The organism is Syntrophorhabdus sp. (assembly GCA_012719415.1).
In the GTDB taxonomy this organism is placed as follows: Bacteria; Desulfobacterota; Syntrophorhabdia; order Syntrophorhabdales; family Syntrophorhabdaceae; genus Delta-02.
Genome location: JAAYAK010000003.1, coordinates 1 through 6851 on the forward strand (window position 1 = coordinate 1; position 6851 = coordinate 6851).

The following is a 6851-nucleotide window of genomic DNA, read 5'->3' on the forward strand; positions in this document are numbered from 1 at the left end:
GAACTCCTGGCCGAACTGGCAAAGTGGGCCAGGAAGCTGGGGCAGGCGAAGTGAGCAGGAAAACGTTTTCGTCAGGCCGGCGCCGGATACATTATCTCGCGCCCGGTTTCCTCCCCTCCACCAGGCAGTCCATCCTGTCTCCGGTTCTCAGGAGCCTGATGTCCTCGAAGCCTGCCTCCGTCAGGCCCCCCTCCACCTCTTCGAAGGTATAGGTGCTGCCGCCACGGGTGTTGACGAGCATGTTGATGGCGAAGAGCGCCCCCGCGGATGGGGCGGTGCGGGTCTCGTCCATGATGTGATCGCGGATGAGTATGGTCCCGCCGGGAAGAAGGGCTGTCCACGCCTTGCGGTAGAGGGCGACGTTCTGCCCGGGATCGTTCTGGTGAATTATGGCCGAGAGAAGGACGAGGTCATGTCCGCCGGGGAGGTCGTCGTTGTAGAAGTCACCGGGTACGAGGTCCACTCTTTCCGACAGGCCCTCCGAGGCAATCTTCGCCCGGGCCATGGGTATGACGGCCCCAAGGTCGAAGATCGTGGCCCTGAGGAGGGTGTTCTTCCGCAAAAAGGCCGCCGTGTACGTCCCCGACGCCCCTCCCACATCGAGAAGCCTCCTGTACCGGTCAAGATCACAGGAATCCGCTATCTCCAGGGACAGGTCCCTTCCTATGACGTCCATGGCGCCAATGAAAGCCGCCAGGGTTTCGGCGTCCATCCGGCTTGCGTGCTTGCGCTTTCCCTTGAGCCCTTTTGTCACCACGCGCGAAAGGTCTCCCCAACTGTCCCAGAGGGCGTTCATGTGGAGCACCATGGGGCGGATGGAACCGGGATGACGGGAGGACAGGAGCGCTCCGCTCTCCGTGAGAGAGTAGGACCCGCCGTTCTTCGCGAGAAGGCCCAGGGAGGCGAGGGCATCGAGAAGACGTGAGAGCGCCCGGGCGTTGAAACCCGCCCTCTTCGCCAGGGCGGCCGAGGTTCCGGGGGCCCCGTCGAGGAGAGTGAATATATCCAGCTCCGCCGCGGAGAGGATCACTCTGCTCCTTGTGAAGGCGCTGGCGTCAGACATCAGGGAACCGTATGGTGCGTGCTCGATCATGGCAGTCTCCTTGCGACAGTGTGTTGTGTTCAGAGCGCGGCGGCGTGGGTCACCGAGAACGTCTTCTCCACGGGATCATAGATCAGCGAAGAGTTCTTTTTCCAGTTGGCGTCATCCTCGCGGGGATGGTCCTCGCGGAAGAAGCTGCCCCGGCTCTCCTGTCTGGCAAGACTCGCCGTGATGATGGCCTTCAGGGTCACAACCGCTGCCGTCAGGTCGGCCTTCGCACACCTCTCGCGCCTCGTGGCCGGCACGAACCCATCGAGTTCCCGGTGGATCTCGCAAGCGGCCTCAAGGCCTTTCGTCAATCCTTCCGCCGAGCGAATGACACCGGCGTTGTGCCAGGCTATCTTCCGTATCTCTGTCTTTATGTCGCCGAGGGACCTTCGCGAGGTCCCGGGGGCTCCGAACCCATCCGTCCGGGTCTCCGTCGGCTCCATACTCATCCCTTTCGGGGCTTCCTCGTTGAAACGCGCCGCGTTGCGCCCCGCCAGGGTCCCGAAGACGGCACACTCCATCAGGGCGTTCCCACCGCGCCTGTTCGCGCCGTGGAGACCCCATGTCACCTCCCCGCAGGCAAAGAGCCCGGGCAATCCGCACTGACAGGCATCGTCGGTCATCACGCCTCCCATCATGAAATGCACCGCCGGCGAGACGGGAAGCGGCTTCGCCGCAAAGTCATGCTTGACGGGCCTCAGCAGGCTCAGAGGATAACCTTCCCAGGCATCACGCGGAACATCGCGGCAATCGAGAAATACGGCACTCCTTTCGGCCTCCCGGTAAAGCTCGATGGAGAGCTCGTCGCGCTTCTTCATGACGGCATCCGTCAGGCTGCCCAGGTTGTATTTCACGGCCAGGTCCTCTCCCGCACCGTTAACAAGCTTCATGGCCTTATGAATGGGCGGGTAGACCATGGTGGCCGGCAGACCCTCTCCCGCTATGATAATGGGGAAGAACTGCACGAACTCCATGTCAAAAAGGGGAAGGCCGGCCGCGGCGGCGAGGTAATACCCCTGCCCCATGATGTACCTCTGGTTGTCGTTCCTGAGGTACATGGCCCCGGCACCACCCGTTGCCAGAACAACGGCGTCGGCACGGTACAGGACGCTCGTGCCCCCGGCATCAATACCTTCTACGCCTTCCACCACCCCATCCCTCTGAAAAAGGTTTGTCACATAGAAATCGCGAATCACCCGTATGCGAGGACGGGAATCTATCGCGCGCGCTATCTGCCTGACGAGGGTCACTCCCGACACTACGCGGGGATCCGATGATCTCACCTGGTAGAGATTGGTTCCCACCGAATCCAGGGAAACCCCGAGCGTCTTCAGCCAGACCACAGCCTCACGGCTCCTCCTGGCTGCCGTCTCCACTTTGTCTTTCCTGTTCAGGAAACGGCCGATCTCGGTCGTCTCCCGGACATATTCCTGCACCCCGTAAGAGTCGGAAACACCGACAAAGACCGCGTTCGACATGGCCGTGTTCGTCCCAAGCCCTATGGAACCCCGATCCACAAGCATGACCTCCGCGCCTTCATCCGAGGCCGCGATGGCCGCCATCATCCCGGCAAGCCCCGCTCCAACAATGATCACTCCGTTCTGCATGTCATGATTCCTTTCTTATTTCAGTCCCGCATTATAGTCAAAGACCGCTTATCAGATCTGGCCCCTGTATATGGCCCTGAACTCCTCCACGAGGAGCACATTGAGAAGATCTTTTATGTGGCCGGGAGGTTTCCCGAACCAGGAGAACTTGCCGTCGACGGCAAGCATACTGAAGGTCTTCTTTTTCACGGGATCGTAAAGGACGATGATCTGGCTCGTGTCGCACATGTGAGGCTTGCAGCACACGACAAGCACGAAACTCTCCCTGGATACCCGTATCATCCGGTTCTTACCCTGGGCGGTGCCCGTGAGGGACCTTACCCAATCCTCGAACTTTCCCTCCTCGACCATTGCCGTGTAGGCCGCCCGGAAATCGTCCACCTTGAGCGTCTCCCACGGGTAGACCTCATACCTTTTATACTGGTCGGGGAAGGACACAAACTCGATCACGATCTGCGACTTTCCGCTCCCGGGCTTTCCCGCGGACTCTTTCTTCGGCGTCTGACCATGGACGTCCATGACACCGAGACCAAGGAAGATCGCCGCCGCCGCTATCAGGACCGTCATCTTTCTCATCGCATCTCCCCGCCGGATCTCTATATGTCCAGCAGATAACCTTTCTCCACAAGCCATTCCTTGCGCCGCTTGTAATCGGGCATCACCTTCCCGACGTATTCCCAGAACCGCTTCGAATGGTTCTTGATCTTTGTGTGCGCAAGCTCATGGACCACGATATAGTCAATGACATCGTAGGGGGCCATCACGAGGCGAAAACTGAAGGAGAGCCTGTTGTCCGCGGAACAGGAGCCGTAGCGGGTCCGCGCGCTCGTTATCCGTATCCCTTTCCATGTCAGGTCAAGGCGCCTGGCGTGGAAACCGACCCGCTCGGGGAAGATCTGCCGCGCCCTCTGCCTGTACCATTCCCGGAACATCTCGCGGCCATCGGCGTCGTGATCGCTGCAGAGCCGGAAGGTGCCGCGGTAGAGGCTCAGCTTTGCCGACTTCCCCTCGATGACCTCCAGGGGATACTCTTCACCGAGATAGAGGAACCGTTCTCCCGTCACGTAGCGCCTCTGTCCCGTCCTGCCGATAACGTCCTTGTATTCCTTAAGCTTTTTCGCTATCCAATGGACCTTCGATCTGAAGAACCGGTTTATCTCCTCTTCCGGCGTCCTTTCGGGGACAAGGATGACGACGGCCCCGCTCCTCTCCACCTTCAGCGTCATGGTCCGCTTGCGCATCTTGCTGCGGACGACGCGGTAGTTGAGAAAATCCGTCTCGCTGAAGAGAGAAGCCTGCCCTTCCACGTTCCCTCTGACACCTTGCGGCTTTCCCCGGACCAGTCCGGGTTTTCAGATCTCCAGTTCCTCACCCAGGTGGGGCACATATGTGGTGAGTCCCAATTTCTCCCTCACTATCTTTTCGAACTCCAGGGCGACGGGTTCCTCACCGTGGACGATAAAGACCCGGGGGTTGTTCGTGAACGTCCCCAGCCACTCGAGAAGCTCCCCCTGATCGGCATGGGCCGAGAACCCGCCGATCGTGTGCACCTTTGCCCGTATGGCCATCTCCTCGCCGAGGATATAGGCCCTCTTCGCCCCGTCGACGATGTACCGGCCCAGTGTCCCGGGCACCTGGAAACCGGTGAAGATGATGCTGCACTCCTGTCTCCAGATGTTGTGCTTGAAGTGATGGCGGATCCTGCCCCCCTCACACATCCCGCTGCCCGCGATGATGACGGCGCCTGACTTGATCCGGTTGATCTTCTGGGATTCTTCGATGGTGGTCGTGAAGTGGATCCTCATCCCGGCCGAGCTTCTGAACTTGAAGCTGTTCACCGCCTCGGCGTCGAAGAACTCCGGGTGGGCCATGTAGATCTTCGTGGCCCTGTCCGCGAGAGGACTGTCAACGTAGACATCGAGGTCCTTGAGCGTGCCTTCCTTCACCAGCCTGTCGAGGATATAGAGAACGTCCTGGGTTCTGCCGACCGCGAAGGACGGGAGAAGGACGTTGCCTCCCCGCTTGAAGGTTTCCTTGACGGCCTTTGCCAGTTCCTCGATGCTCGCTTCCAGGTCCTTGTGGAACCGGTTCCCGTACGTGGACTCGATCACAACATAATCCGCCTCGGTGATGTGCTGAGGGTCCCGTATGATGGGATTCCCGTTCTTGCCGATGTCCCCGGAGAAAACGATCTTCTTGTCGCGCCCGCCGTCCCGGAACCACAGCTCGAGGCTGGCCGATCCCAGTATGTGCCCCGCATCGACAAAACGGAACCTCATCCCGCCCGGCAACTGGTGCAGGGAATCATAACCGTTCTGGTCGAAATACGGGAGGCACGCCCTGACGTCCTCTGTTGTGTAAAGGGGCTCAAATACCTGGTCCTTGCCCGCCCTCTGCGCCTTCTTCGTCTGCCACTCGGCATCCTTTTCCTGGATATGCGCTGAATCGAGAAGGATGATCTCGGCGAGTTCCGCCGTGGCTGACGTGGTCAGTATCCTGCCCGGAAAACCGCCGGCCGCAAGGCGTGGTATCAATCCCGAGTGGTCGAGGTGCGCATGGGTGAGAAGGAGGGTGTCTATCTGGTCGGGATGGAACCGGAAGGGCTCCCGGTTCAAGGCATCGGAATTCCTGCCCTGATTCATACCGCAGTCCACAAGGACCTGGATACCATCCGTCAAGAGGTGGAAGCACGACCCTGTGACCTTTCTGGCAGCACCGAGAAACCTGATCTTCATTCGTCACCCCGTGGGAATCAGTATGGAACCGGACCGGAACTGAGCCTGGAATCACTTGATTATACCCGGAGGATTTCTGCTTTTCAAGGTCAAACAGACCGCTTGAGCCGCTTGAGCCGCTTGAACCGATTGAGCGAAAGAGGCAAAAGACCGCAGGTGGTCGAATTGGAGAATGTTTTGGGTCCGGCTCCCGCCGGCGGAACGGGCCGTACGATCACGCAGGGGCCTTGACGCTCAAGCGGTTCAAGCGGCTCAAGCGGTCTTTCAGGCTTCGGGGCTGCGGTAGTAGGGGAAGTGGGTCACCATCTTGGCTTCGATGTCGTCGAGGACCGTCTCGGCGAATTCCCGGAGGTCGGCGGCGGCCTCCCAGCCGGGAGGTTCATAGTCCTCGCCGCTCCTGAGCATCAGGAAATTGGCAAGTCTCGGCGGCCTCCATGTCATCATGGCAGTGACCGTCTCCGACACATCCATCTCCACGATGACCTCCCCCCTCTTGATCGCGTACAGGGCGGCATGCACGCAATGGAGACTCTCCTCCCGCACTTCCTCGCCGTCCATCTCGAGGAGCCCGCGTGCCTTGACGTTCACCGGCATCCTGTTGAGCTCCCTGATCATATCTCCGTCGTTCATGGCGCGTACCCGCTTCTATTTACACCTACGGCACGGACATAATCAAGGATTTTCACGCCCTCGCCCTTGTGAAAAAACATTGACTCCTCTCCTTTTCCGGTGATATCATTAGACATGTTTGGTTTAGGCGTTCCTGAGATAATCATAATCCTTGTCATCGTGATCCTTATATTCGGTGCCGGCAAGCTGCCTTCCATCATGTCGTCTCTGGGCAAGGGCATCAAGGATTTCAAGAAAGAGGTCAAGGACACCGACAGCAAGGATCAGTAACGTTACACGTTGGCATCAACTGCGGGGGCATGGAGGTACCGGCGTGGACAGCAAGATCTTTATCGGCATCGGCTCCAACATCGGTCAGAGCTTCGAGAACTGCAAGACGGCGATAAAACGCATATCCAGCGATACAAGGGCGGGGCTCAGGTCCATATCGTCCTTCTATTCCACATCGCCCGTCTCGGACATAAAGCAGGGCGATTACATCAACTGCGCCGTCGAGATCGACTGGCAGGGCACCCCCCTCGACCTCCTCGATTTCCTGAACAGCATTGAATCCTCCATGGGTCGCGTACGGGACGAGAAGAACGGTCCCCGCGTCATAGACCTCGATATCCTGATGTACGGCGACGGCATCATCGATGACGACCGCCTGACCGTCCCCCACAGGGAACTCCACCGCAGAAGGTTCGCCATAGTCCCCCTTATAGAGATAGACCCCGGCCTCATCCACCCCGCCCTCAAGAAACCCTTGAGCGGCTTCCTCACAGACATCCCCCCCGGCCAGCAGGTGAC

General features: G+C 59.3%; 8 protein-coding genes. 2 read left to right on the forward strand and 6 right to left on the reverse strand.

Annotation, left to right across the window (positions count from 1 at the left end; genetic code table 11):
- Positions 1 to 91 precede the first annotated feature (91 nt).
- The 6 genes from GXX82_00110 to GXX82_00135 all read right to left on the reverse strand — a co-directional run bounded on the left by GXX82_00110 (position 92) and on the right by GXX82_00135 (position 6062).
- Entirely contained in the window at positions 92 to 1093 is a 1002-nt protein-coding gene (locus tag GXX82_00110; protein NLT21428.1) for an acetylserotonin O-methyltransferase, read from the reverse strand.
- Between the two features lie 29 nt (positions 1094 to 1122).
- Positions 1123 to 2697, reverse strand: coding sequence for an FAD-binding protein (locus GXX82_00115; GenBank protein ID NLT21429.1), 1575 nt, complete (start codon positions 2695 to 2697; stop codon positions 1123 to 1125).
- Between the two features lie 51 nt (positions 2698 to 2748).
- Positions 2749 to 3273, reverse strand: coding sequence for a hypothetical protein (locus GXX82_00120; GenBank protein NLT21430.1), 525 nt, complete (start codon positions 3271 to 3273; stop codon positions 2749 to 2751).
- Positions 3274 to 3293: 20 nt separating this feature from the next.
- The gene (locus GXX82_00125) at positions 3294 to 4004 is read right to left on the reverse strand and encodes a M48 family metallopeptidase (GenBank protein NLT21431.1); all 711 of its coding nucleotides are present in this window, start codon (positions 4002 to 4004) and stop codon (positions 3294 to 3296) included.
- Between the two features lie 45 nt (positions 4005 to 4049).
- Positions 4050 to 5432, reverse strand: coding sequence for an MBL fold metallo-hydrolase (locus tag GXX82_00130; protein ID NLT21432.1), 1383 nt, complete (start codon positions 5430 to 5432; stop codon positions 4050 to 4052).
- Between the two features lie 264 nt (positions 5433 to 5696).
- Positions 5697 to 6062 (reverse strand): hypothetical protein, encoded by a 366-nt coding sequence (locus tag GXX82_00135; protein NLT21433.1) that lies wholly within the window; start codon positions 6060 to 6062, stop codon positions 5697 to 5699.
- Between the two features lie 114 nt (positions 6063 to 6176).
- On the opposite strand from GXX82_00135, the gene tatA reads away from it, so the two are divergent.
- Together tatA and folK are read left to right on the forward strand one after the other, a co-directional pair.
- Positions 6177 to 6332, forward strand: a complete 156-nt coding sequence (gene tatA / locus GXX82_00140; protein NLT21434.1) for a twin-arginine translocase TatA/TatE family subunit — start codon at positions 6177 to 6179, stop codon at positions 6330 to 6332.
- A 43-nt stretch (positions 6333 to 6375) separates the two neighbouring features.
- The coding region (gene folK, locus GXX82_00145; protein ID NLT21435.1) for a 2-amino-4-hydroxy-6-hydroxymethyldihydropteridine diphosphokinase at positions 6376 to 6851 on the forward strand (476 nt) is incomplete at its 3' end.

Excerpts from the sequence above, each read along its gene's own strand:
- GXX82_00110 (NLT21428.1), bottom strand. The coding sequence starts at position 1,093 with ATGATCGAGCACGCACCATACGGTTCCCTGATGTCTGACGCCAGCGCC.
- GXX82_00115 (NLT21429.1), bottom strand. The coding sequence starts at position 2,697 with ATGCAGAACGGAGTGATCATTGTTGGAGCGGGGCTTGCCGGGATGATG.
- GXX82_00120 (NLT21430.1), bottom strand. The coding sequence starts at position 3,273 with ATGAGAAAGATGACGGTCCTGATAGCGGCGGCGGCGATCTTCCTTGGT.
- GXX82_00130 (NLT21432.1), bottom strand. The coding sequence starts at position 5,432 with ATGAAGATCAGGTTTCTCGGTGCTGCCAGAAAGGTCACAGGGTCGTGC.
- GXX82_00135 (NLT21433.1), bottom strand. The coding sequence starts at position 6,062 with ATGAACGACGGAGATATGATCAGGGAGCTCAACAGGATGCCGGTGAAC.
- tatA (NLT21434.1), top strand. The coding sequence starts at position 6,177 with ATGTTTGGTTTAGGCGTTCCTGAGATAATCATAATCCTTGTCATCGTG.